The 22,565-nt window shown below is 64.1% G+C and carries 20 protein-coding genes and 1 pseudogene; 8 read left to right on the top strand and 13 right to left on the bottom strand.

The window, feature by feature from the left end:
* Positions 1 to 94 precede the first annotated feature (94 nt).
* From FHR96_RS13940 to FHR96_RS13920, 5 genes and pseudogenes are all read left to right on the top strand, one after another.
* Positions 95 to 808, top strand: a pseudogene (locus FHR96_RS13940) (transposase); the annotation flags it as partial.
* A gap of 1,047 nt (positions 809 to 1,855) precedes the next feature.
* Positions 1,856 to 2,836, top strand: a complete 981-nt coding sequence (locus FHR96_RS13935) for a Bug family tripartite tricarboxylate transporter substrate binding protein (RefSeq protein WP_183388295.1) — start codon at positions 1,856 to 1,858, stop codon at positions 2,834 to 2,836.
* Positions 2,837 to 2,869: 33 nt separating this feature from the next.
* Positions 2,870 to 3,433 carry a tripartite tricarboxylate transporter TctB family protein gene (locus FHR96_RS13930; RefSeq protein ID WP_183388294.1) on the top strand — a complete coding sequence of 188 codons (564 nt, stop codon included), beginning with the start codon at positions 2,870 to 2,872 and terminating at the stop codon, positions 3,431 to 3,433.
* A gap of 5 nt (positions 3,434 to 3,438) precedes the next feature.
* Positions 3,439 to 4,965, top strand: coding sequence for a tripartite tricarboxylate transporter permease (locus tag FHR96_RS13925; protein WP_183388293.1), 1,527 nt, complete (start codon positions 3,439 to 3,441; stop codon positions 4,963 to 4,965).
* A gap of 530 nt (positions 4,966 to 5,495) precedes the next feature.
* On the top strand, positions 5,496 to 5,726 hold the full coding sequence (locus FHR96_RS13920; protein ID WP_183388292.1) for a hypothetical protein: 231 nt from the start codon (positions 5,496 to 5,498) through the stop codon (positions 5,724 to 5,726).
* Positions 5,727 to 6,431: 705 nt separating this feature from the next.
* Here FHR96_RS13920 and FHR96_RS13915 read toward each other — a convergent pair.
* The 4 genes from FHR96_RS13915 to FHR96_RS13900 form a co-directional block, all read right to left on the bottom strand.
* Complete coding sequence (locus tag FHR96_RS13915) at positions 6,432 to 8,318, bottom strand: methyl-accepting chemotaxis protein (protein WP_183388291.1); 1,887 nt, start codon at positions 8,316 to 8,318, stop codon at positions 6,432 to 6,434.
* Between the two features lie 270 nt (positions 8,319 to 8,588).
* Entirely contained in the window at positions 8,589 to 9,020 is a 432-nt protein-coding gene (locus tag FHR96_RS13910; RefSeq protein ID WP_183388290.1) for a DUF7282 domain-containing protein, read from the bottom strand.
* A 112-nt stretch (positions 9,021 to 9,132) separates the two neighbouring features.
* Positions 9,133 to 9,894 carry an anti-sigma factor gene (locus tag FHR96_RS13905; RefSeq protein ID WP_183388289.1) on the bottom strand — a complete coding sequence of 254 codons (762 nt, stop codon included), beginning with the start codon at positions 9,892 to 9,894 and terminating at the stop codon, positions 9,133 to 9,135.
* Positions 9,891 to 10,496: a sigma-70 family RNA polymerase sigma factor gene (locus FHR96_RS13900; RefSeq protein ID WP_183388288.1), complete on the bottom strand. Its 606-nt coding sequence runs from the start codon at positions 10,494 to 10,496 to the stop codon at positions 9,891 to 9,893. The genes FHR96_RS13905 and FHR96_RS13900 overlap by 4 nt, the downstream gene beginning before the upstream one ends.
* Positions 10,497 to 10,643: 147 nt before the next feature.
* On the opposite strand from FHR96_RS13900, the gene FHR96_RS13895 reads away from it, so the two are divergent.
* A complete protein-coding gene (locus tag FHR96_RS13895) occupies positions 10,644 to 11,360 on the top strand; it encodes a DUF4336 domain-containing protein (protein WP_183388287.1) in 717 nt (238 codons plus the stop codon).
* A gap of 56 nt (positions 11,361 to 11,416) precedes the next feature.
* On the opposite strand, the gene FHR96_RS13890 is transcribed toward FHR96_RS13895, so the two are convergent.
* From FHR96_RS13890 to FHR96_RS13880, 3 genes are read right to left on the bottom strand one after another with little or no spacing between them, the layout of a single operon-like run.
* Positions 11,417 to 11,761, bottom strand: a complete 345-nt coding sequence (locus tag FHR96_RS13890) for an AzlD domain-containing protein (RefSeq protein ID WP_183388286.1) — start codon at positions 11,759 to 11,761, stop codon at positions 11,417 to 11,419.
* On the bottom strand, positions 11,754 to 12,500 hold the full coding sequence (locus tag FHR96_RS13885; protein WP_183388285.1) for an AzlC family ABC transporter permease: 747 nt from the start codon (positions 12,498 to 12,500) through the stop codon (positions 11,754 to 11,756). The genes FHR96_RS13890 and FHR96_RS13885 overlap by 8 nt, the downstream gene beginning before the upstream one ends.
* Positions 12,497 to 13,027 carry a helix-turn-helix domain-containing protein gene (locus FHR96_RS13880; RefSeq protein WP_183388284.1) on the bottom strand — a complete coding sequence of 177 codons (531 nt, stop codon included), beginning with the start codon at positions 13,025 to 13,027 and terminating at the stop codon, positions 12,497 to 12,499. Before FHR96_RS13880 ends, FHR96_RS13885 begins: the two co-directional genes overlap by 4 nt.
* A gap of 193 nt (positions 13,028 to 13,220) precedes the next feature.
* Here FHR96_RS13880 and FHR96_RS13875 point away from each other — a divergent pair, with 193 nt between their 5' ends.
* Positions 13,221 to 14,090 (top strand): LysR family transcriptional regulator, encoded by an 870-nt coding sequence (locus tag FHR96_RS13875; protein WP_183388283.1) that lies wholly within the window; start codon positions 13,221 to 13,223, stop codon positions 14,088 to 14,090.
* 38 nt (positions 14,091 to 14,128) lie between these two features.
* On the opposite strand, the gene FHR96_RS13870 is transcribed toward FHR96_RS13875, so the two are convergent.
* The 4 genes from FHR96_RS13870 to FHR96_RS13855 all read right to left on the bottom strand — a co-directional run bounded on the left by FHR96_RS13870 (position 14,129) and on the right by FHR96_RS13855 (position 19,404).
* On the bottom strand, positions 14,129 to 15,364 hold the full coding sequence (locus FHR96_RS13870) for a cyanate transporter (protein WP_221195831.1): 1,236 nt from the start codon (positions 15,362 to 15,364) through the stop codon (positions 14,129 to 14,131).
* Complete coding sequence (locus FHR96_RS13865) at positions 15,361 to 16,581, bottom strand: amidohydrolase family protein (RefSeq protein ID WP_183388282.1); 1,221 nt, start codon at positions 16,579 to 16,581, stop codon at positions 15,361 to 15,363. The genes FHR96_RS13870 and FHR96_RS13865 overlap by 4 nt, the downstream gene beginning before the upstream one ends.
* Positions 16,582 to 16,849: 268 nt before the next feature.
* Positions 16,850 to 18,193: an MFS transporter gene (locus FHR96_RS13860; RefSeq protein ID WP_183388281.1), complete on the bottom strand. Its 1,344-nt coding sequence runs from the start codon at positions 18,191 to 18,193 to the stop codon at positions 16,850 to 16,852.
* A gap of 137 nt (positions 18,194 to 18,330) precedes the next feature.
* A complete protein-coding gene (locus tag FHR96_RS13855; protein WP_183388280.1) occupies positions 18,331 to 19,404 on the bottom strand; it encodes a C45 family autoproteolytic acyltransferase/hydrolase in 1,074 nt (357 codons plus the stop codon).
* 227 nt (positions 19,405 to 19,631) lie between these two features.
* On the opposite strand from FHR96_RS13855, the gene FHR96_RS13850 reads away from it, so the two are divergent.
* Positions 19,632 to 20,597 carry a LysR family transcriptional regulator gene (locus FHR96_RS13850; RefSeq protein ID WP_183388279.1) on the top strand — a complete coding sequence of 322 codons (966 nt, stop codon included), beginning with the start codon at positions 19,632 to 19,634 and terminating at the stop codon, positions 20,595 to 20,597.
* A 70-nt stretch (positions 20,598 to 20,667) separates the two neighbouring features.
* On the opposite strand, the gene sstT is transcribed toward FHR96_RS13850, so the two are convergent.
* Positions 20,668 to 21,894, bottom strand: a complete 1,227-nt coding sequence (gene sstT, locus FHR96_RS13845) for a serine/threonine transporter SstT (protein ID WP_183388278.1) — start codon at positions 21,892 to 21,894, stop codon at positions 20,668 to 20,670.
* A 292-nt stretch (positions 21,895 to 22,186) separates the two neighbouring features.
* Positions 22,187 to 22,444, bottom strand: a complete 258-nt coding sequence (locus FHR96_RS13840; protein WP_183388277.1) for a hypothetical protein — start codon at positions 22,442 to 22,444, stop codon at positions 22,187 to 22,189.
* Positions 22,445 to 22,565 lie beyond the last annotated feature (121 nt).

Genomic DNA, 22,565 nt, shown 5'->3' with positions numbered 1-22,565 from the left:
ATCCGCTCGTGTTGATTGAGATCTTGGTCGTGATCAATCAATAGGATACGCCACCCTTCCTACCTCCTCCCGTACACCAGAAATCACCATAGCTCGAGGCACTGGGGTAGTGGGGTACAACGTACAGACTGCCGTCGATAGCCGGCATCACTTGATTGTTGCCCATGAAGTTACCAACGTCGGTAGTGACCGCAGTCAACTTTCCCGGATGGCCAAGCAGGCACGTGATGCCAGCGGAATCAAAGATCTCAACGTCGTGGCTGATCGCGGTTACTTTAAGGGAGAAGAGATCCTCGCGTGCCACAAGGCCGGTATCACCACCTATCTCCCCAAGCCGAAAACCTCACCGAGCCAGGCTAAGGGGATGTATCCCAGAGAGGCATTTCTATTCATCCCTGAAAGAAACGAATATCGCTGCCCTGCAGGAGAGCGGCTGATCTGGCGTTTCAAGAACGTCGAAAAAGGACAGACGCTGCATTGTTACTGGAGTTCAGCCTGCCCGAACTGCACGATGAAAGGGCAATGTACCACTGGTAAATACCGGCGTATCAAACGTTGGGAGCACGAGGAAGTGCTTGAGGCAGTACAGTCTCGATTGGACCAGAAGCCGGAAATGATGCGCCTCAGACGCCAGACCGTCGAACACCCGTTCGGCACGCTAAAGGCCTGGATGGGCGCGACGCATTTTCTGACCAAGAGCCTCAAGAACGTCAGCACGGAAATGAGCCTTCACGTGCTGGCCTACAATATGAAACGCGTCATGAAGATCCTCGGCACCAAGGGCTTGATCCAGGCAATGCGGGCATAGTGTGCCTGCCGCTCTCTGTCGCTCTGTAGCGCCCTATGACGCTCTTAGGGAAGATATCTCGGGGAGCGCTATTTTGAATAACCTCGTATGTGGCGGTGACGAAAGTGCGTTGAGGCGTCTTGTAGGCTGCTGAGCTTGGCCTGAGAGCCGGATACGGGAACAGGCAACGGATTTTCGGGTTTTCACACAGCCTCGGCCGTAAGCGGTCAGCATACCTTTGAGAGAAGCGATCTTGCGCCCCTCATAGGCATGCTGCTCGAGAGAGGTGAGGCCTAAAGCGGTACACTAGTGGTACACACACCAGCTTCGTGTGCTATCCTTAACTTTCGCTAAGTTACTGATTAAAAAGAACTGTACCTTACGCTAGATTTCGGTCAGTTTTCCTTTTGTGTCAGTAACTTATTGTTTTAAAAGCGAACTCATAATCCCTTGGTCGCTGGTTCGAGTCCAGCTGGGCCCACCACATCCAACCCGACTGCTGCGTCTGGTTGCTCTCCTTTGTGACTTGTTTGCCTAGCCATTGCCCCTGTGTTTCCGATGAAGAGTGCATGGCATTGATGGGGTCCATGACCTCGCTCCCTGAGCTGTTGCTATAGGGCAGCGCAAGGTCTTGCATGTACCTCGCACGGATCGATTCGGTCTTCGCCCGATGTGCTTTTCGGGAGGGGGGCGACAAGCTAAGAGGTGCGAGCTTACGTCCTTAACATCTTGATGGCCTCAAGCCATCCCTTCTCAAGGCCCTATTGGCTTCCATTTTCATGCGCTTTCTTGATGCCACTTTGGTCTAAATAAGACCTTTGGCGTATTGTTATCCGGCTTGGTGCATCCTAGTTTATTTGTATGATGTATGACATTGGGGATCGTCTCATGCTGAAAGGCCGATCCAGTCGGCTGTCTAGAGAACAAATTGTGGCTTGTGAAGGTGAGTGCTGGATATTGGAGTTTGCGCTTCCCCCTGTCCTGACTGAATGAGATGAATTCGAAGGTAATGCAGATGCCTCTTCATGAGGTGGTCGGCAAGACGATGAACTCAGTAAGGAGTGAACAATGAGGTTACAAAAAACACTTTTGGGAATTGCCTGCATGGCAACGTTTGCTGCCAGCACCGCTCAAGCCGATTATCCGAACCGGGATGTGCGTGTCATCGTTCCTGCAGCTGCTGGTGGTGGAACCGATGCAATCGTGCGCAAGATTTCCAATCTTGCTGAAGAGAACATGCCAGTCTCGATGTACGTGGAAAACGTCGCAGGCGGTATGACAGCCACCGGTCTTCTGCAATTGATGGACGCGCGACCGGATGGGCAGACAATTGCTGCTATTACGTATGACAGCATCATCACCATCCCTTGGAAAGACATGTTGCCCGGTTTCGGCATGGACAGGATGCGAATGATCGCTCGTATCACTCAGGAAGCCGATGCCATTACCGTTGCGGAAAATGCGCCTTACCAGACACTGGATGACTTGATTTCTGCTGCCAAAGCTAATCCTGGAAGCATCCGTGTTGGCATCCAGAATATGGGGGCTAGAACGCATCTGACATTACTGCAGCTGCAGGATCTGACCGGCGCCGAGTTCAAGATCGTTTCCTACGATAACAGTGCCGCCACGCAGAAAGAGGCGCTTCTTAACGGGGAGGTCGATGCTGTTGTTACCAGCTTGGGCGATCTCGCACCGCTGATTGAATCAGGTCAGGCGCGCGGTCTTGTCGAATTTTCCGATACTCAGAATGAAGGCTTTCCGGATGTTCCTCCCGTGACGGAAACCGATACCGGTCTGGATCTGCAAATGGGGAGCTTTATCACTCTGGTGGCTCCTGAGCGTACGCCGGATGATGTGATAGAGAAGCTGGAAGCTACCTATCATGAGGCTTATGAAAGCGATGAGTTTCAGCAGTGGCTGACAAAAATCGGTGTGACTCCTGCTTGGTTGGGATCTGAAGATGTCACGCAGTGGTCTCAAGATACTCAGCAGCAGCTTTTCAATACTATGGATGACTTGGTCGAAAAGGGCGTGTTGGATAAGTAAAAACTCAATGCGAATTCATGCTAGCGCTGCGTCATGCTTATTGCATGGCGCAGTGGTTGTCTAACAGGTTCTGATATGTCTTCCAAACGGCTTTGTATAGGTGGTGGAGTCTACGTTCCGGCAGTTCTGTCGCTAGTCACGATTGGCTATTTGCTTTCTGCTATGCAGCTTGGTCCGCCAATGAAAGATGGTAATATGACAGCCTCGTTCTTTCCCATGTTGGCGGCGGTGATCATGTTGATCGCCTTGGCTTGCGTGATTGTTCAGGAGGTCAGGCGATCTCGCAGTAATGACGTCAAAAGGCCTGACGGTGAGGCTGTCGAAGAAGATGCAGGCCAGGTGAGTAAAAGTTACGGTGGTATTTCACTTGGCGCCATCAGGGTTGTTCTTCTGACAGCCGGATATCTTCTGGCTTTTGACCTTGTCGGGTATTTCGTCTCGACATTCCTTTACGTTCTACTGCTCATGTTTCAGTTTGGCAGTGGTTCGTTAAAGAACTGGTCAATGAAGCTGTTCGCGACTCTTTCCATCACCGGTGCCGGATATCTGCTGTTTGAAGTCTTTTTCCAGGTTCGTCTTCCGACCCTGTGGAGTTAATGATCATGGAATCGTTGTACGGACTGTTGGGTGGGTTCTCTGCTCTCGCTAATCCCGAAACTCTCCTTTATATGATAGGCGGCTTCCTGATCGGTACCTTGTTCGGGGCCGTGCCGGGGCTGACGTCGGTTCTGGCTATTGCACTTTTGCTTCCCCTGACTTATAGCCTCGATGTCACCACGGCATTGGTGGCATGTGCCAGCATATTCATGGCGGGTATGTGTAGTGGCAGCATTACGGCTACGACGATCAATATCCCTGGTGCCCCTTCGTCGATGATGACAGCGCTGGAGGGATACCCGATGCAACAGCGTGGTGAAGGTGCGAAGGCGCTGGGACACGCTGCATTAGGCTCTATGATCGGCGGCTCTGTGGGGGCTCTGCTGTTGATGGTAATGTCGCCCCTGGCAGCCGATGTTGCATTGCTGATCCGAACGCCCGGCAAGTTCTCTTTGATCGCCTTCGCGCTGGTCGTGATCATTATTTCTCAACGTGGCTCGATCACGAAAGGAATGATCGCCACTCTGCTCGGTGTGATGATTGCTACCGTTGGGATTGATGTGGTGCAGCCGCTGGCTCGATTTACATTCGGTAGTAGCGTGCTGGTTCAAGGGATCGACATGATGCCCCTGATCATAGGTACGTTTGCTATCAGCGAGTTGCTGATTCAAGCCGACAGCCGGAGTGCTCGCACCGTAGATCCCAGCAAGCTTCAAGCTGCCAGGGTACGTCGTCGTGATTTCATTCCACCATTGTCTGAAGTTCGAGAAATTGGTGTTCTGCGTTATCTGAAAAGCGCGCTCATCGGCTATTCGGTCGGTATCCTGCCTGGTGCTGGAGGCTCGATGGCGGCCTTCGTCTCTTACGCCGAATCGATGCGCTCCTCGAAGCACCCGGAGCGGTATGGTAAAGGGAATCCCGAAGGTATCGCGGCGTCTGAATGTGCCAATAATTCGATGTGTGGCGGTGCATTCGTCCCGATGCTGACCTTTGGTATACCCGGTGACCCAACCACCGCTATCGTTCTCGGTGTGCTTGTGATCAATGGCCTTCAGCCCGGACCACAGTTCATGACCCAGCAGCTTGACCTGATAGCCCCGATGTTCGCTTCGCTATTGGTTAGTGCTCTGGTTCTGGTGCCTCTGACGCTCTACTTGCTGGGACCCTATTTTCTGAAGATCGTGTCGATTCGCCGCGACGTTCTCTACTCGAGCATTGCGGTGGTAGCACTGGTGGGCAGCTATGTCGCTACCTACTCAACCTTCCAGATGGCCCTAGCGTTGGTGTTCGGTGTGCTTGCCTACTTCCTGCGTAAACAGAAGTATCCCACTGTCTCTCTGCTGTTGGGCTTTGTGCTTGGGCCTAGCCTTGAGGAATATTGCCGTCGTGCGCTCTCCATCAATGATGGCAACCCGCTAATCTTTCTGACCAGTCCGGATAGCCTGTTCTTCATCGCCCTGACTGCGGTCTTCTTCTACTTCATGGTGATTCGCAAGCCCAAGGGGGACGCTCTCAACGCGACATCCGGCTAGGTCGCTGACTGATTATAAAGCGCCGCAATCGCTATTCTGGCGATTGTGGCGTTTTGTGCGTATCAGTTGCAACCGCGTTATTCCTATCTGTAATGCCCCTTGGTTTCTGCACACCCTACGTAGCTAATGTGGGGGGCTCGAGGTGCCACAGAGTCAAGAGACTGGTGTGGCCGCCGTCAGGTAAATATCGTAATACCTATGTTGAGCGCTGGGGGGCTGGCCGTTTCTCAAGTCATTGAGATTTCGTGGGGCGAACAGTGGAGCACATTGTGCCTAATCCATAATCCCTTGGTCCCTGGTTCGAGTCCAGCTGGGCCCACCAGGCATCCATCTGCCCGGCAGTGTTCTCTTTTCCCTTTGATACCTTCCGGCACCGGTCCCATGGTGTTCACCTCCCGATTCATCGTACCTAACGGCTAGAGGATGGCTTACGCCTCAGGCTCTTTCGGATTACGTAAGGAGTGGCGCATTTCTCACATCCAGGTCAGCTCTTTCCAATTAGCTTTGTGTGATCGAAGGGAGGAGCGTGGATGGACAGCATCGACCTGTTGCCGGATCCCCTGCATGACGGATGGATCATGCTCTGTAAGTGCGGGTGCAAGGAGATACGCCCCGCCGCCGCGACGACCTGGATGGATTTCGAGGTGTTGGCGTTGTCCGAGATCCGCTTCCAGGTCACTTGCCTCTCCTGCGGTGGCCAGGCTCAGCTGGAGGTAAGCAAGGACGAGCAGGATGCGCCCGAGGAAGCTGGTTCGGGTTGATGAGGCGGGATTCGGGGCGACCGACAGCCGTGTCGGTCGCCCCTTGTTGTTGGTTCATCGCCGGCTAGCATAAAAGGGGAGAGGCCCCGGGCGCCTGGCGGCGCCATCGCGCACTGAAGTGCGCTCCTACTAAGGGCGCTCCACGATGTCGAACTGGGCTGTGTCTCTTCCGCACCTGGTTGCGTACCCCGGGCGCCTGGCGGCGCCATCGCGCGCTCCTACGCAGGGCGCTCCACGATGTCGAACTGGGCTGTGCCGCTTCGGCACCTGGTTGCGTACCCCGGGCGCCTGGCGGCGCCATCGCGCACTGAAGTGCGCTCCTACGAAGGGCGCTCCACGATGTCGAACTGGGCTGTGCCGCTTCGGCACCTGGTTGCGTACCCCGGGCGCCTGGCGGCGCCATCGCGCACTGAAGTGTGCTCCCACGAAGGGCGCTCCACGATGTCGAACTGGGCTGTGCCGCTTCGGCACCTGGTTGCGTACCCCGGGCGCCTGGCGGCGCCATCGCGCACTGAAGTGCGCTCCCACGAAGGGCATGCCATCGTGCACTGAGGTGTGCTCCTACGAGGGCATGCCATCGCGCACTGAAGTGCGCTCCCACGCAGGGCACACCATCGCGCACTGAGGTGCGTTCCCACGAAAAGCACTCCCACCAGTCGGTTCACGCCGAGGCGGGAGGCTCTCTGTTGCGTCCGGTCCTTGTCGCTACGTCAGGGCCGGGTAGCGCTGGCTGTCCTGGGGGGCGTCGTTGAGCCTGAAGCTGCCGACCAGTTCCGCCAGGCGGTCGGCCTGTTCGCGCAGTTGCTCGGCGGCGGAGGTGGATTCCTCCGCCAGGGCGGCGTTCTGCTGGGTCATGCGGTCGAGCTCGGCGACGGCAACGTTGACCTGGCCGATGCCGTCGCTCTGTTCGGTGGTGGCGTGGCTGATCTCGCCGAGCATGCCGGCGACGCGGTTCACCACTTCAAGGAGTTCGTGCATGGCGTTGCCGGCGTCGCGCACCAGCCGGGTGCCGCCCTGGACCTTCTCGCCGGAGGCCTCGATCAGGCCGCGAATGTCCCGCGAGGCCTCGGCGCTGCGCGTGGCCAGCTGGCGGACTTCATCGGCGACCACGGCGAAGCCCTTGCCGCTCTCGCCGGCGCGGGCGGCTTCCACCGAGGCGTTGAGGGCCAGCAGGTTGGTCTGGAAGGCGATGTCGTCCATGACCTTGATGATGCTGCCGATCCGCTCGGAGGCCTGCTGGATGTCGCCCATCGTGGTGACCACGTCGGTCACGGTGTCGCCGGTGTCCTGGGCCAGCCGGGCGGCGGACTGCGAGAGGCCGTTGGCCTCGCGGGAGGACGCCGAGGTGTTCTCCACCGTGCCGGTGATCTGTTCCATGGAGGCCGAGGTCTGTTGCAGGCTGGAGGCGGCCTGGTCGGTGCGGCGCGACATGTCCTGGCCGCCGCTGGCGATCTCCTGGGCGGCGTGGCGGACGGCCTCGCTGCTGCTCCTGACTTCGGCCAGCACGTCGTGCATCTTGTCGGCGAAGGCGTTGAACTGGATGGCGAGTTCGCTGGCTTCGTCCTTGCCCTGCACGGGCAGCCTCAGGGTCAGGTCGCCATCGCCGTCGGCGATCTCACCCATGGCCTCGGCGGTGCGCCGAATCGGGCGGAACAGGGTACGCAGCAGCAATGCCAACACCACCAGGCTTGCCAGCAGGATCGCGGCTACCAGCAGCATGACCAGCAGCACCGCCCGGTTGAGGTCGGCGAACAGTTCGCCGCGGGGAATCCGCGCGAAGGCGATCCATTCGGTGCCGGGCACTTCCATGGCGGCGACCAGCTGCTCGGCGCCGTGCTGGTCGGTGAGGGTGGTGTAGCGATAGCCGTCGCCTGCCAGCAGTTCGTCGGCCTGGGTCTCCCACCCGGGCAGGCTCTCGATCGGCTTGCCGGCCATGGCGGCGCCGTCGGGGTGCACGCTGATGATGCCGTCCCGATTGGCCAGGAACACCGCGCCCGTGTCGCCGAGTCGATAGTGGCTGATCGTGTCGACCATGGTGTCCAGGGAATAGCCGACCCCGGCGATGCCGGCGCGCTCGCCGTCGATCTCCACCACGTGATTGATGAAGACCTTCAGCTCGCCGCCTTCGGTATCCACGTCCAGCGTATACGCGGGCCCGCTGGCATCGTCGACCATGTCGTAGAACCAGGCGTCTTCGCCACGGTCCAGCGTCCGCTCGAGGCCCTCGGCCGTGTAGTAGTGGCCGCTGAGGGCCGAGACGAAGAACGCGGTGTTGGCGCCGGTACGCTGTTGCAGCTCGTCGAGGTAGGCCACGGCGCGCTCGGTGGCCGCCGGCGTCTCTCCCCGGGCCAGCCAGTCCTGCAGGTAGCCGTTGTTGGCCAGGTCCTGGGCGGTGGTGATCGGCCCAGTCAGCGTCGCTTCGATGTCGTTGCGGATGCCCTCGAGCGTGGCCGGTAGTTCGGCGCCGGTGACGCGGTCGGTGATCAGGTTGCTGAACAGTCGGTACTGAATGGCCGTCGCACCGCCGACGATCAGGATCATGCAGAGGCTGACGACGATCATCAGTTTCTGGGCAATAGTGAGATGCTTCACGGTTTCCCCCGGGCTCCTCGCGCGCCGCCGGGCGCGCATGATTTTGTTGACTGCTTGGTCAGGTTCTTATCGGCAGGGTGGGGGAAATCTGTAGGCAACGTTCGTCATCGACGGTGCGGCAAAGGTAGCCGGGCTCGAGCGGGCAGGGAGAAAGCGACGTCGGATAGGCGCACAGCGCCTGTGGCGCAAGCCGGCGGAAAGGGCTCGTGGCAGGCGGTGGTGGCTGTCTTGGGAAAGAGCGGCGGGGCCGCTGGCCGGCCCCGCACGTCCTTACTGCGCGGTGATGGTGGTCATCACCAGGTTGCCGTCGATCTTGATCGGGCCGTCTTCCGAGGCGCCGAGGGTGTACTCGAACACGCCGGTCTGCATGCCGCCTTCCTCGCCGTGGACCATCAGCATCAGCTGGTCGCCGGCGCTGACGTCTTCGGTGAGGATGGCGGTCACGTCCATGTTCTCGCCTTCCTTGAGCGGGGAGTAGCCGACCACCGGGCCCGGCTTCATGCTGTCGTCGGTGCGGTGCACCACCAGCCAGCCGTTGCTGCCCGCCATGACTTTCTCCGCGGTGACCGTGCCGCCGGCGACGGACTGGTCGTCGGCCCAGACTTCCGGATGCATGTCGCCGTGCATGTTCGCCTGGGCCAGGGAAGCGCCGGCGATCAGCGAGGCGGATACGAATGCGCTTGCCATGAGCTTGGTCATCATCATTCTCTCCTTGAGTTCCGAGCACGCCCCATCAATGCGAAGTGGTTGGCGATGGGCGTGCTCGTAGTTACGAGAGACGATGGCGGACGGTTTCACGCCTGAGCGAAAAAATTCACAGCCGCTGCGGCGCGCCCCGGTCGGTGGGGTAGAGGTAGCCGTGAATCGCCGGGCCGGTCGGCTGGCCGGTGGGCGAGCCGCCGGGAGGTTCGATGCTGATGCCGAAGGTGGCGCGCTTGAGCAGCTCGGGATCGAAGTCGCGCAGGGCGCCGGCATCCAGGCTGAGGTCGTCGTCGAGCACGCCCACCGAGCGGGGATCGGGCCCCAGCGAGGCGTCCTTGATCCATAGCTGGTAGGACTTGCCCGACACCGGCTCGGCGGTCACCGGCCGCACGTGCAGTTGGCGGCTTGCCAGGTCCACCGAGAGCATGAACGCCGGCTGCTGGTCGTTCTGCTGGAACACGGCCACGAAGGGCGGTTCGTCCGGTGTCTGGCCGAGCGGGGCGATCAGCACCACGGCCAGCACCAGCGCCGCGGCCGAGGCCAGTCCGGTGCTCCAGCGCCAGAAGCGCAGGCGCCGGCGAAGCGCCGCGAGCTGGGCGAGGTCGGGCGCCCGATGCTGGGACGCTGCGGGCGCCTCGTCGCCCGCCTCGAGGGCCTCGATGCGGCGCTCGATCCTCGCCAGCAAATCCGGCCCCGGCGCCACCGCCTTCACCTCGTCGCCGAGCGGGGCGAGGCGCGCCTCCCAGGCGAGGATGCGCGCGTCCAGATCGGGCTCGAGGCGCCGCCGCCGGCTCACCGCGTCCCGCTCCTCGGCTTCCAGGGTGCCCAGCACGTATTCGGCGGCCAGCATGTCGATATCGTCGCGATCGGTCATGACGCCAGGCACCCCTTGAGTTGCTTGAGGGCTCGATGGAGCCAGGTCTTGACGGTGTTCACCGGCTGCTCGACGTGTGCCGCCAGCTCGGCCCGGGACCAGCCGTCCAGATACGCCAGGCGCACCAGGGCGCGGCGATCGGCCTCGAGCTCCTCCAGGCAGGCATGCAGGCGCCGCGCCTCCTGATCTCGCTCGGCGTGTTCCCGCGCCCCCGGGGCATCGGAGGGCGTCTGGGCCAGCGCCTCCTCGGCATCGTGGGGCGCCGTCGGCTGCCGGCGCCGCTCGTCGATGGCGGCGTGGCGGGCGATGGCGGTCATCCAGGCGATCGGCGAGGCCCGCCCGGTCTCGAACTGCGCTGCCTTCTGCCAGATGGCCACGTAGACCTCCTGGACGATGTCGTCCGTGCGACCCCTTTCCTTCAAGATACGTAGCACCGTGCCGTAGAGTTTCGCCGAGGTGGCCTCGTACAGTTGGGCGAAGGCCTGGCGGTCGCGCTGGGCCACGCGCCGCAACAGCCCGACCAGCCGGTCGCCGGGGGCCGCCGACGAGGGCGATGGGGAGACGCCGGGTGGCGCCGAAGAAGACCGAGGGGCATCGGACATACCGCGTTTCCTGTGGTGATCGATGGGGCATCCTGCCAGCGGCAGACTGGCGTCTCGGCGATGTGCCGGTCAAGCTGGGCATTTTCACGCTGGTGCCCGCTACGCTCGATATTCCTGCGTCCCTACGTTCCCAGCCGAGGAGCTCAGATGACACAAGCCGCACGCCTGGAACGCATCGATACCGATCTCTGGCTGGTCGAGGGGCCGGTGGTGAGCTTCTACGGCTTCGCGTATCCCACCCGCAGCGTGATCGTTCGACTGCCGGACGGAGCGCTGTGGGTATGGTCGCCCATTCCCCTCGACGACCCGCTCGCCGACGAGGTGGCGCGCCTGGGGCCGATCGCCCACCTGGTCAGCCCCAACAAGCTGCATCATCTGGGCCTCGACGATTGGCATGCCGCCTTTCCCGAGGCCCGGCTGTGGGGCCCGCCGGCCACGCTGCGCAAGCGCGGCGACCTGCCGTTCGCCGAGCCGCTGGGCGATACGCCGCCGGCTGCCTGGCAGGGTATCGTCGAGCAGGTCTGGGTCCGGGGATCGCCGCTGCTCGACGAGGTGGAGTTCTTCCATCGTCCGTCACAAACGGCGCTGGTGGCCGACCTCTGCCAGACCTTCGAGGCGACCTTCCTCGAACAGCACTGGGCGCCCTGGCAGCGGGTCATCGCCCGGCTGTGGGGCATTACCGCGGGCCGTGGTCGGGCGCCGCTGGAGATCCGGCTGACCACCGTGCGACGCCGCACCGCGCGGGCGGCCATCCGTCGGCTGATCGATTACGCCCCGCAGCGGGTCATCATGGCCCACGGGAGCTGGCGGCGACGCGACGGCCAGGCCTTCCTCCAGCGGGCCTTTTCCTGGCTGGGGGTATGACGCACTCCCTTCACGGCATGAGAGGGTAAAGCGGCACCGGCCAGCGCCTTGGCGCGTCAGAGCATGCCCGCCAGGATCACTACCGCGCCGTAGGTCGCCACGCCGGCCACCACCGGCCAGCCCAGCGAACGCTTGTAGTACCACATGGCCAGAGTCGCCAGCACGCCGACGAGCGTGGCCAGCCAGGCCGTGGCGTCGGCGTGGCGAGGCACCAGCGAGACGCCCAGCACGGCGGCGATCATCATCGGCCCCAGCAGCGCGAGCCAGCGGGGCATGGCTTCGACGCCGTCCTCGCCGTCGAGCCGCTCGAGTCGACGCTGCATCCACAGCAGCGGGATCAGGCGCATCAGCAGGGTGCCGATGGCCGAGGCCAGCACGGCCAGCCAGAGGGCGCTACTCATCGTTGCCTCCCTTGTCGTTGTCTCCCTGGCGCGATGTCGGGAGTTTCACCGCGTAGAAACACAGCGCGCCGCAGGCGGCGGCCACCGGAATGCCGACGTTGGTGTAGCCGGTGAGGGCGCAGAGCAGGGCCATCCCGATGCTGACGATCAGTGCCAGGCTCCAGCGTCGCGACGTGAAGCGCGGGGCCAGCAGCGCCAGGAACAGCGCCGGCAGGGCGAACGGCATGACCTGACCGAGCAGCGGCCAGCGCGCCACCAGCCACTCGCCAGCTACTGCGCCGAGCACGGTGCCGGCCACCCAGCTCGCCCAGGCCAGGATGGCCGCACCGGCGAACCATCCGGGGCGCTGGGCCTCGGGCAGCTGCGGCAGGCGATGCAGGGCCACGGCGAAGACCTGGTCGGTCAGGCCGTGCATCAGCCACGGCCACCAGCGGCTCTTGCCCAGCACCGGGGCCAGGTTGGGCGCATAGACCACGTGTCGCACGTTGATCAGCAGCGTCATGACGACCACCAGCCACAGCGGTGCGCCGCCGGCGACCATGCCCACGAACAGGAACTGCGAGGCCCCGGCGTATACCAGCAGCGAAATGAGGGTCGCCTCCCAGGGGCTGAAGCCCGACTGCACGGCGATCAGGCCGAACGAGATCGCCACCGGCACGTAGCCGCCGAGCAGCGGAATCGCCTCGCGCACGCCGGTCAGCCAGGGCCGCGACAGCGATGAGGTGGCTTGCAGGGTCATGGCGTGGCGCCTCCCTCGGCGTAGACGATGGTCAGCAGCAGCGTCGCCCAGCGCTCGCCGGTGCGGTAGCAGTGCGGTCGGTCGGCCGGAAAGGCCAGGCTATCGCCGGCCTTGAGCCGGGTGGTCTCGCCCTCGGGGCCCGCTTCCAGCTCGCCGCTGATCACGGTGAGCGATTCCTGGGTCCCTGGGGTATGGGGCTCGGCATGACGGGTGGTGTGGGGCGCGCAGCGCATCCAGTAGGCATCCACCTGGGGCGTTTCCTGGCCCTGGTCGATCAGCCGCACCTGCACGCCGTCCTCGCCCAGCGGCACGCTGATCGGGGCCACCAGGGTGCCGAAGGGCTCGTTGAGCTGCACCGCCAGCCGCCAGATGGTGTCCAGCGTCGGATTGCCGTTGCCCTGCTCGAGGCGCGACAGGTTCGACTTGGCGATGCCGGCGGCGGCGGCCAGCTGCGACAGCGACAGCCCCTTCTCCTGTCGCAGGCGCTGCAGGTGCTGGCCCAGGGTGCCGAGGGCGAGGCGATCCATGTTGTGGCTCCTGGTGGATGGACACGAAGGTTGTTCGATATAAAGAACGTTCTATAAAAGGAACGAGAGGCTGTCAAGCGGCGCCGAGCACTCTGCGCGCTGTTCGAGGGCGGATTGCCCGGAACGGGATGGGGTGCTACGAAAGGGCGTTGGGATTTGCAAACGACATGATGTCATGACAGGAAGTGGTGAAATGAATAATCGCTTCTTCGACCTGGATCTGCTCAAGACCCTCGTGATGGTCGTCGACTGCAGCAGTTTCACGGTCGCGGCCAGCCGGCTGCACTCCACGCAGTCGACGGTCAGCCAGAAGATCCGGCGGCTCGAGGCCATGGCCGGGCATCGGCTCCTGGAACGTGGCCATCGGGATATCCAGCCCACGGATGCGGGGGAGACGGTGCTCGGCTATGCCAGGCGCATGCTGTCGCTCAACGACGAGATGCTCGACGTCCTGGCGGGTGAGTTCGAGGTGACGATTCGTCTCGGCTTACCCGAGGACTTCGCCTCCGGCCGCCGGACGACGCATGTCCTCTCGACCTTCAACCGGCGTCATCCACGGGTGAAGCTGGAAGTGACCAGCGGGCTGAGTCGCGACTTGAGCAAGGGCTTCGATCAAGGCGAGCTCGACCTGGTCATCGTCAAGCAGCGGCGCCATAGCCGCGAGGCGGTCGCCTGCTGGCCCGAACGGCTGTGCTGGATAGACAGCGCCGAGGCCCCATCCTGCGATCGTGACCCGATACCGCTGGTGGCCTTTCCACCCCGAGGGCTTTACCGGGACGACATGATCCAGGCCATGGAACGCCTCGGCCGGCGCTGGCGCATCAGCTTCACCAGCTCCAGCCTGAGCGGCATCCAGGCCGCGGTTGCCGATGGCATGGGGGTGAGCCTGCTGCCGGCGCGCGCCGTCACCAACCAGCACGTCATCGTGACCGGGCACTTCGGCGCGACCGCCGTCGATACCATGGAAGTGGTCATCCTGCACCGCCCGAGGGCCGATGCGATGGTCAAGGAGCTCGCCGGGTTCCTCATCGACATGCTGGAGCAGGACCTCGACGAGCGCTGATCACGGCACGCGCCTCCAGACACGACGAATCCGTGGGCTCATGGCGTGTCGGCAATGCCCATGGCGCGACGGTAGCTGCGGGGCGATAGCCGCAGATAGAGCACCAGGGACGCCAGCGCCAGCCCCAGATGCATGAGCCAGCCGGCCTGGTACCCGCCGCTCACGTCCAGCAGGGTGGCCATGGCCAGCGGTCCCATGGCGGCGATGATGAAGCCGCCGCCCTGCATCAGGGCCGTGAGGGCGCCGGCCTCCATCGGGGAAGGCAGGTGGTCCAGGGCGGTCACCAGGGCAACGGTGAAGCTGCCGCCGAGCCCCGCTCCGCAGATCGCCACCCACATGACGGGAGACAGCTCGGGCAGCAGGGCAAGGCCAAGGTAGCCCGTGGCCTGCAGGGCGGCCGTGAGGCACAGCATCCAGCGTCGATCGCGACACCACGACGACAGGCCGCCGATGCTCACGGCGGACACCGCCTGGCATGCTGCCATGATGGCCACCAGGCCAGCGCTGCTGGAAACGCTCTCGCCATGTTGCTGGTAGAAAGGCGCCAGCCAGGTCACGGCCGAGGAGTATCCGGCGTTGACGAGGCCAAAGGTCGTGATGAGCAGCCAGGTGCGAGGTCGTGTTGCCAAGCGCCGGGTGATGGAACCGTCGAGCTCCTGGCCGCCGCGCTCGCGCAGCGTCTTGCCGGCCCACAGCAGGGCGAGCAGGGCCGGCAGCGCCAGCCACGCCAGCGCGGCTCTCCAGCCCAGGCCGTGGGCAATGAGGAAGGGCGTGGCCTGGGCGCCGAGGGCGCCGCCGCCCATGATGACGGCCGAGTAGACGCCCATGATCAGTGGAACCCGGGTCGGGAAGCTGTCCTTGATGATGCCGGGGAAGGCCGATTGGATGAAGGCGACGCCGAGGCCGCACACCAGGGCCGTGGCGATCAGCAGCGTGCCATCGATGGCGACGAGGCGCAGCAGCAGCCCCAGCATGAGCAGGCAAAGCGCGCCGAGGATGCCCGTTCGCGTTCCCGTTCGCGCTTGAATCGTCGGCGACAGGAAGGCGCCGACGCCCATCAGCAGCGTGGGAATCAACGTCAGCAGGGCAGCGCTCGAATGGCCGAGTCCGATGTCTGCCTGGATGGTCTCGAAAATCGGGCCGGGAGACGTGAGGAAGGGGCGCAGGTTGATCGCCACCAGGACCACCAGGGCCAGGATGGCTCCACGCTGCTCCAGGCGGTCGAGGCGCTGCGGGCCGTCGAGCGGCGCAGTGCCCGTGGTGGCGCCCTTCACGGCTCCCTCCTGCTGGGGGAGGCGTTGGCGATGCCGAGGCCGGATCGTGCCGTATCCGAGAGGAAGCGGCCGCGTTTCACGAGTGCGCGCTGGGAGGGTGCTTCCGCGACCGCGGCGGCGACATTGGGGGCCGGCAAGACGAGGAAGGTGGCCTCGTGCCCGGGAGCCAGGCCATGATCCCTTCTGCCCATCACACGCGCCCCCGCCGTGGAGGCCATCTCGAAGGCCAGCGCCAGCGCCTCGTCGGTATAGAAGCCCGAGCGATAGCCGATCAGCATGGCGCGCTGGAGCATGTCGCCATTGCCGTACGGCCACCAGGCGTCGCGGATGTTGTCGTTGCCGGCGAAGACCCGCACGCCGGCATCGTGCAGCGCGCGAACCGGTGGAAATGCCTGGTCGCCCGGGGCGTTGGTCATGATGGCGATGTCGGCGCTCGCCAGACGTTCCGCCACCCGGGCCACGGCGTCAGGGGGTACCTCGCCCAGGCAGTACGCGTGGCTGACGGCGACACGCCCTTCCAGCCCCAGCGCCCGAGTGCGCTCCGCGATGCGCGCCAGCTGGGCGATACCCAGGTGTCCCGGTTCGTGGAGGTGGAGATCGATCTTGACGCCTCGCTTCTCGGCGATGCCGAAGACGATGTCGAGCTGGGCCTCTGCGGCGGCATCCAGCGTCGTCGGATCGATGCCTCCCACTACGTCGGCGCCCTCGCGAACGGCGGCATCGAGGAGTTCCGCCGTGCCGGGACAAGACACCACGCCGGCCTGCGGAAAGGCCACCAGCTCGATGTCCACGAGATCCCGCCATTGCTGGCGGACCTCCAGCAGTGCATGGAGATGCTCCAGCCCGGTCGTGGCATCGACGTCGACATGGCAGCGCATCGCGACGCTGCCGAAGCGAGAGGCCTGGCGGAGCAGGGCGTTCGCACGTGCCTCGATCGGCCGCGCCTCGGCGAGTTCCCGCTTCTCGACGGCGAGGCGTTCCCGCAGGGTGGCGGCGTGTCGATGCGGTCGCCAGCGGTCGCCGACGAAGCTCTTGTCCAGGTGAATATGGCCGTCGACGAGCCCCGGGAGCACCAGGTGGCCGTTCAGGTCGATGACCTGGGCGGCGGTCTCCTGCGGCGGCAGGGCGCCGATCCGTGCGATGCGGCCGTCCTTGACCGCCAGGCTGATATCGTTGCCGTCGGCGGCAACGCCATTGACGAATATCTGATCGTGCATCCTTGTCCTCGTGTCGGTCGTGCCCCTGGCCCCGGTGGACGACGCATGGGGTCGCCCGACTCGGTGCCTGTTGGCGAGGCTCCTACCTTAGGAGGGTGTCGGAGCATTTTGAAATTAAATATCAGCATGCCAAACATGCAGAAAATGGATGCTCGTTCGCCAGCGGACACCGACGATCGGCCGTCCACGACGCGACAAACGGGCGCCGATCGCCCCTGTGCACGAGGGGCGGGCGGCGTCGAGTTTGCCGAGCGAGGGCGCGCGATTGTCAGGCGCGGGCCTCGGCGACTCGCGGTGAGGCCAGTGACGAATGCACGCCTCGGTCGATCTCCGCCATGTTCTTGTGCGCGGTTTCCTTGAGCAGGTAGGAACAGATCGCTACCAGCGCCATGGCGGCAGCGCCGTAGGCCGAGACGCCCAGCGGGTTCTGATCGGTGAGGATCAGGAGCCCTGTGGCCGCACTCGAGGCGGTACCTCCGCCAATGGCGGCGCCCACCTGATAGCTGGCGGAAATGCCGGAATAGCGCATGTGTCGCGGGAACTGCTCGCCAAGCAGTGCTGGGATGGGGCCCTGAGTCATCCCCATCAGCAGGCCGATCAAGGCGTATGCCCCCAGCGAGACGACCAGGCTCTTCATCCCCACCAGCGGGAAGAAGAAGAACATGCCGATGGCCATGCAGAGGGCGCCTAAGATCATCACGCGGCGGCGGCCGAATCGATCGGAGCAGTGGCCGAACAGCGGGGCCGACAGCACGATGGTGATCGACAGCGTCAGATCGAACATCAGCGCCTGGGTGCTGCCATAGCCGATCTGGTTCGCGTAGGAGAGGAAGAAGGTGCTGCCGATGTAGGCGATGGTGACGTAGCCGAAGGCGATGAGAGTGCACAGCATCATCGACCGGGGGTTGAAGCGCAGTGCATCAAGCAGCGGCATCGAGTGAGTGGCCTCGGAATGGGCCGGCGGCGTGTCCGGCGTGCTGCGCAGTCGCGCATACAGCCCCACCAGCAACAGGAGACCGCCAAGCCAGAAGGGGATGCGCCAGGCAAAGCTGACCAGGTCGCCATCGGCGGCGGCGCTGGTGATGGCGAAGATGGACGACGCGAAGATACCGCCGATGCCGATTCCCATGCTGGTGAAGCTGCCCCAGAGTCCCCGACGCCCGGCAGGGGCCGATTCGATGCCGAACAGGGCGGCGCCTCCCCATTCGCCGCCGGCGGCGAAGCCCTGCACCAGACGTAGCAGCACCAGGAGAGCCGGCGCCCAGATCCCCAGGCTGGCATGGGTCGGCAAGCAGCCGATCAGGAAGGTGCACAGCCCCATGAGCACCAGAGTGAGGACCAGCACCTTCTGGCGCCCGATCTTGTCGCCGAAGTGGCCGCAGATCACGCCGCCCAGGGGGCGGACGAAGAAGCCGGCCCCGAAGGCGCCAAAGGCGATCAGGGTGCCGGTCAACTGATCCAGGTCCGGGAAAAAGAGCTGCGGGAAGACGAGAGCGGCGGCAATGCCGTAAATGACAAAGTCGTAGAACTCGAGTGCGGTGCCGATCCCCGACACGCAGAAGGTCTTGAAGGCCGACCGGGACGCTGCCGGTGTGGTGTTCGTCTCAAGCATTGTTGTTGTCCGCTTTTCGATGCTGTGCCGCCGGCCGTGTGCGCTCGACTATACCGGGTCGAGGCAGACTTGGCGTGGGCACCGGGTGGGTTCGGGACCCGGGCGCATGCCCCGGGGCCGCAGGTGACGGCGAACCGTCAGAAGCGTTGTGGTCCCTGGCTTGCCAGGTGCGCGGGATTCCCCGCGGCGTATTCGAGGACGCCGCCGCGGGTGTCGATGCCGATGCTGATCAGGGTCTCCCAGCGTTCGCTATCGGGCAGAGACATGTCGGCGTGCATGCAGATGGGCGCCCGGTCGCCGGCGGAGCCGCACATCGCCTGGGCTCTGGCTCGCACGTCGCTACTGGCCATGTCGCCGGCCATGGCCTCGAGATGGGCCAGCCGGTCATAGGTGGTCAGCGTGTCCGGCGTGCGCTCGCCCTGGCTGAGCACCGGGTCCAGGAAGTGGTTGGTGTGCAGCAGCCAGCCGTCCTCTCGCGGCGGTACGGCGGCCACTCCGGCGGGACTGAGCTCGATGCAGGCCGCCTTGGGTGCCTGGTCGTGGCACGAGAACACGGTCAGCACGGTGGAGGCACCAAGCGTCGCGGTGCGAGCCAGGTCGATGGCCTCCTGCACACTGGTGGCCTCCTCGAGCAGGCGACGTGCCACGGCGTGCACCGGCACGCCGCCGCCATCGTGGTCGCTCTCGTGATGGAGGATATTGAAGTGCAGCCCCAGGCCGGCGCTGTTGACGCCGATCTTGCCCAGCATGCCGAACTCGGTGAACAGCTTGACGGTGAGGCCGCGACGGCTGGTCAGCTGCAGCAGCAGCCCCTCGGGGGCCAGGCTGTCGTGCCAGTCCCAGGTCTGCAGGGTGCGAGGCGGCTGGCCGTCCGCCGGGGAGAAGACGCTGGTGGAGCACTCGCCCTCGGTGGGCGGCATGGCGGCGAGGATCTCGGTGCGGGCATTGAGGCTTGCCAGTTGCCAGAAGGGCAGGTCGGCGCCGGCGGCCATGGCCATTACCTCCTTGGCCAGTTCAGGACACCACGCCTCGAGTGCGCCCAGGCTATCGTCGCCGATGCGCCGCACGCGCTCGGGGCTCACGCCGACGCGGGGCAGGAAGTCGAGGTAGAGCCCGGTGGTGTGGCGGATCTGCTCGGCCCAGCGTTCGCCGATTCGTCGGCCGCGCTCGACTGGGTCACGCATCTCGGTGACGAAGGAATGAACGTTCATGCGGGAAACTCCTGGAGGAAAAAGCGGGGCAGCGTGACGGCATGGACTGAGAGTGATCATTGTTGCCGATCAGGAAAAGACTGGTGGGGCCGCACGCAGGGCGATTTTCGGCGCCTCATCGTCCTTTTCCTCGCTGTTGTTGTTGAGAGTCCCTAGGCTAGCCAAGCTCGGGGCGATCGATCATCATCGTTTTCGACACAACTTTTTTTCCTGATAGGAACAAATTCATGGACAAGCTGACCGCGCTGACCATGTTCGTGGCGGCTGCCGACCAGGGCAGCTTCAGCCGCGCGGCCGAACGGCTCGGCAAGACTCCTTCGGCTGTCACCAAGGCGGTGGCGCAGCTCGAGGCGGAATTGGGCACCCGGCTGTTCGAGCGCACGACTCGACGCATGGCGTTGACCGAGGCGGGCCAGACCTATCTGGAAGGTACTCGCCAGGCCCTTACCCAGCTGCAGCTCGCCAACGAGGAGGTGGCGGAACTGCAGAATGAACTGCGCGGTCGGCTGCGCCTCACCGCGCCGCCATCGTTTGGCCCGGCCTTCCTGCAGGAGGCCTGCTGTCGTTTCCTGGACGCGCATCCCCAGGTTCGCCTGGAAGTCGACCTGCATGACCCGACCCACGACGTGATCGAGGGTGGTTATGACCTGGCCGTGCGCGACGGGCCCACCGACCTGCCGGGAGTGATCGCACAGCCGCTGATGGAGAACCGGGTAGTGCTGTGTGCCAGCCCGGCCTATCTCGAGCGCCAGGGGCGCAAGGTCACCCTGGATAACCTCGCCGAGCATGATTGGCTGATTCTGCGCAATCCGCTGCTCAGTCGCCGCTATTGGTGGGTGGAGATGAATGGTCGCTCGATGCGCCTCCAGCAGCCGGTGCCGAGGATGGCCAGCGACAACTACGACTTCCTGCTCGGCTGCCTGCTAGCGGGGCAGGGCCTGCAGTTCGCACCTACCTGGAGCGTGACGCACTACCTGGAAACCGGGGAGCTGGTCGAGGTGAGCATCGATCAGTGGCGGGTGTTGAGCGCTTTCGGGCCTTGGGTGCATGCGCTTTACCCGCAACACTCCCGGGGCAATCGCAAGGTGAAGGCCTTCCTCGCCTGCCTGCGGCAGCGGTTGGGGGAGCGAGAGGTCGGCGTCGGAGGCGGGGTGCCGGACAGCGGTGCTGGCCGCGGCGCGCCCGAGGGCTAGCCAGGGGGCGAGGAAGGGGAGTGGGGTGGCAGGACCCGCCTGGCCGCCGTGCGGCCAGGCGGGTGAGGGGTCAGCCCTCGTCGGTCTTGCCGTCGGCGCGGCAGGCCGCGGCGGTGAACAGCACGTCGGTGGAGGAGTTCAGCGCGGTCTCGGTGGAGTCCTGCACCACGCTGATCACGAAGCCGATCGCCACCACCTGCATGGCCACATCGGCGGAGATGCCGAACAGGCTGGCGGCCATGGGAATCAGCAGCAGCGAGCCCCCGGCCACGCCGGAGACACCGCAGGCGGCCAGCGCCGAGACGATGCACAGCAGCAGCGCGGTGGCGAAATCGACCTGGATGCCCAGGGTGTGGGCGGCGGCCAGGGTGATCACGGTGATGGTGATGGCGGCACCGCACATGTTGATGGTCGCGCCCAGCGGGATCGAGATCGAGTAGGTGTCGGCGTGCAGCTTGAGGCGCTTGCACAGCTCCAGGTTGACCGGGATGTTGGCCGCCGAGCTGCGAGTGAAGAAGGCGGTAATGGCGCTGCCTCGCAGGCAGGTGAAGACCAGCGGGTAGGGGTTGCGGCCAGTTTTCAGAAACACGATCAGCGGGTTGGTGACCAACGCCACGAACAGCATGCAGCCGACGATGACGAGCAGCAGGCGGCCGTAGTCGAGCAGGGCGCCGATGCCGGATTCGGCCAGGGTATTGGCGACCAGCCCGAGGATGCCCAGCGGCGCGAAGCGGATCACCAGGCGCACGATGCCCGATACGGCCTCGGAGAGGTCGTTGAGGGCGGTGCGGGTGCTGTCGGCGGCGCGACGCAGCATCAGCCCCAGGCCGATGGCCCAGGCCAGGATGGCGATGAAGTTGGCCTCCATCAGCGCGCCGACCGGGTTGGCCACGGCGCTCAGCAGCAGGTTGCGCAGGATCTCGATGACCCCGCCGGGCGGCGTGCCGCTCGCCGCGGGAGCGTCCAGCGCCAGGGTGGTCGGGAACACGAAGCTCGCCGCCACGGCGACCAGCGCCGCCACCAGGGTGCCGATGAGATACAGCACCAGCACCGAGCGGATATGGGTGGGTTGGCCCTGGCGGTGGTTGGCGATCGCTGCCGCCACCAGCACGAAGACCAGCACCGGGGCCACCGCCTTCAGAGCGGAGACGAAGACCTGGCCGAGCAGGGAAGCCGCCCGGGCGGTATCGGGCGCGAAGGTGGCGAGCAGCAGGCCGGCAACGATGCCCAGCGCGATCTGGGGGATCAGCCCCAGCCGCAGCAGCGGGCGGCCCAGAGTATTGAGGGTGGCGATCATGGGGTGTCTCTTGTGGAATCACGGAATGCATGAACGGTCGGGAGCCGGCAGGCCAGGCGGTGGCCTCACGACACGCCATCACCGCGGCGCGTGGCCAGGGTGGGGCAAATCGGTCGCAGGGGTGGGGCCATCGATGGCGCGCCCGGGGATTGCCCGGGGGCTCCCGGCAGGCGCGCGCATTCTATCATCGTCGCCCTGGGGAAGGGGGTAAGACTTTGGTTTCGATCCAAGGCAGGAAATCTATCGGAATATGCAGCTGGTGACAGCGAGATATTGTGGTGTGGCTGTCCGTTCAGGGCTTGCGGAAATGCAGGCGGGGGTCGTCGTTGTAGGTCAGTGCAACGTCGAGGCCGCATGCCAGGCAGCGACAGCGGTCCCGCTCGAAATCGGGCCGGAAGTGCTCCCAGGCATGTCGATCCCGGGAAACCTCGCTATTGCCGCAGCTGCACAGCAGGATGAAGGTGTTGCTGGGGCCTGGTGAGAAGAGGATGGTGCTGTCGGAGGGAGTGTCCATGGACATGCCCAGCGCAACGGAAGCCATGTTGTTCATAGGTGTCGTCTGTTCGGTCCACTGACGTATAGGGTGATACATCCTATACGTCGTGATCTTGATATTGGATGCGCGATGTATGGCACGTGACGTCCGTGCGGTCGAGCCTCTCTGTAGGAGA

The organism is Halomonas organivorans (genome assembly GCF_014192055.1).
Classification (GTDB): domain Bacteria; phylum Pseudomonadota; class Gammaproteobacteria; order Pseudomonadales; family Halomonadaceae; genus Halomonas; species Halomonas organivorans.
Note: the sequence above shows the minus strand (reverse complement) of the source record. Positions and strands in the feature narration are given on the sequence as shown.

Bases quoted from the DNA above. Each gene is read 5' to 3' on its own strand.
- FHR96_RS13935 (WP_183388295.1), top strand. From the start codon at position 1,856: ATGAGGTTACAAAAAACACTTTTGGGAATTGCCTGCATGGCAACGTTT.
- FHR96_RS13930 (WP_183388294.1), top strand. From the start codon at position 2,870: ATGCTTATTGCATGGCGCAGTGGTTGTCTAACAGGTTCTGATATGTCT.
- FHR96_RS13925 (WP_183388293.1), top strand. From the start codon at position 3,439: ATGGAATCGTTGTACGGACTGTTGGGTGGGTTCTCTGCTCTCGCTAAT.
- FHR96_RS13920 (WP_183388292.1), top strand. From the start codon at position 5,496: ATGGACAGCATCGACCTGTTGCCGGATCCCCTGCATGACGGATGGATC.
- FHR96_RS13910 (WP_183388290.1), bottom strand. From the start codon at position 9,020: ATGATGACCAAGCTCATGGCAAGCGCATTCGTATCCGCCTCGCTGATC.
- FHR96_RS13905 (WP_183388289.1), bottom strand. From the start codon at position 9,894: ATGACCGATCGCGACGATATCGACATGCTGGCCGCCGAATACGTGCTG.
- FHR96_RS13900 (WP_183388288.1), bottom strand. From the start codon at position 10,496: ATGTCCGATGCCCCTCGGTCTTCTTCGGCGCCACCCGGCGTCTCCCCA.
- FHR96_RS13895 (WP_183388287.1), top strand. From the start codon at position 10,644: ATGACACAAGCCGCACGCCTGGAACGCATCGATACCGATCTCTGGCTG.
- FHR96_RS13890 (WP_183388286.1), bottom strand. From the start codon at position 11,761: ATGAGTAGCGCCCTCTGGCTGGCCGTGCTGGCCTCGGCCATCGGCACC.
- FHR96_RS13885 (WP_183388285.1), bottom strand. From the start codon at position 12,500: ATGACCCTGCAAGCCACCTCATCGCTGTCGCGGCCCTGGCTGACCGGC.
- FHR96_RS13880 (WP_183388284.1), bottom strand. From the start codon at position 13,027: ATGGATCGCCTCGCCCTCGGCACCCTGGGCCAGCACCTGCAGCGCCTG.
- FHR96_RS13875 (WP_183388283.1), top strand. From the start codon at position 13,221: ATGAATAATCGCTTCTTCGACCTGGATCTGCTCAAGACCCTCGTGATG.
- FHR96_RS13865 (WP_183388282.1), bottom strand. From the start codon at position 16,581: ATGCACGATCAGATATTCGTCAATGGCGTTGCCGCCGACGGCAACGAT.
- FHR96_RS13860 (WP_183388281.1), bottom strand. From the start codon at position 18,193: ATGCTTGAGACGAACACCACACCGGCAGCGTCCCGGTCGGCCTTCAAG.
- FHR96_RS13855 (WP_183388280.1), bottom strand. From the start codon at position 19,404: ATGAACGTTCATTCCTTCGTCACCGAGATGCGTGACCCAGTCGAGCGC.
- FHR96_RS13850 (WP_183388279.1), top strand. From the start codon at position 19,632: ATGGACAAGCTGACCGCGCTGACCATGTTCGTGGCGGCTGCCGACCAG.
- sstT (WP_183388278.1), bottom strand. From the start codon at position 21,894: ATGATCGCCACCCTCAATACTCTGGGCCGCCCGCTGCTGCGGCTGGGG.
- FHR96_RS13840 (WP_183388277.1), bottom strand. From the start codon at position 22,444: ATGAACAACATGGCTTCCGTTGCGCTGGGCATGTCCATGGACACTCCC.